The organism is Streptomyces albidochromogenes (assembly GCF_005981925.1).
GTDB classification, from domain to species: Bacteria; Actinomycetota; Actinomycetes; order Streptomycetales; family Streptomycetaceae; genus Streptomyces; species Streptomyces albidochromogenes.
The window spans coordinates 1-517 of the sequence record NZ_VBVX01000738.1 but is presented as its reverse complement, the minus strand read 5'-3'; the positions used below and the strand labels follow the sequence as shown (position 1 = coordinate 517).

Genomic DNA, 517 nt, shown 5'->3' with positions numbered 1-517 from the left:
GGCGGGGCCTGCTGGGTCCACTGCGATTCGAGGCGGGTCAGGGACTCCAGCTCGCCGTAGTCGAGAAAGATCCCGCGGCAGCCACTGCACTGCTCGATCTGGACACCGTTGCGGTTGTACGTGTGCATCGCTGCGTGACATTTGGGGCACTGCATGATCGGGTCAACTCCTCGCCGTCGGTGGCCTCGCCGGAATGCATGCCCGGCGACGGTCCGTTCACCCTACGACGGGGCTTCGCACTCCAACTCGGGCGGGAGCGAGGCGATACGGGCGCAGGCGTCGACGACCAGCTCCTCCACTTCGTCCAGCGGCCGTTCACCGGCGGCGGACTTGGCGAGGGCGAGGGCCGCGGTCTGGACGGTCAGGGCGCGGGCGGGCACGTCGAGTTGGGGCCAGGGATCGCCGCCGGGGGGTACGGCCGCACCGCCCGCGGCCCGGTACGCGCCGAGGAAGCGGTTCCACACGTCCGGGGCGAGCAGGCCGGCGGCGTACCAGGCGGCGGGGCGGGCCAGGTCCC

Annotated in this window: 1 protein-coding gene and 1 pseudogene; both read right to left on the bottom strand. The window is 72.1% G+C overall.

What is annotated here, in order from left to right:
• On the bottom strand, window positions 1-155 hold a 155-nt coding region (locus tag E2E34_RS35000), incomplete at its 3' end, for a TFIIB-type zinc ribbon-containing protein (RefSeq protein ID WP_167518460.1).
• 66 nt (window positions 156-221) lie between these two features.
• Window positions 222-517 (bottom strand): annotated as a pseudogene (locus E2E34_RS34995) (aminoglycoside phosphotransferase family protein); the annotation flags it as partial.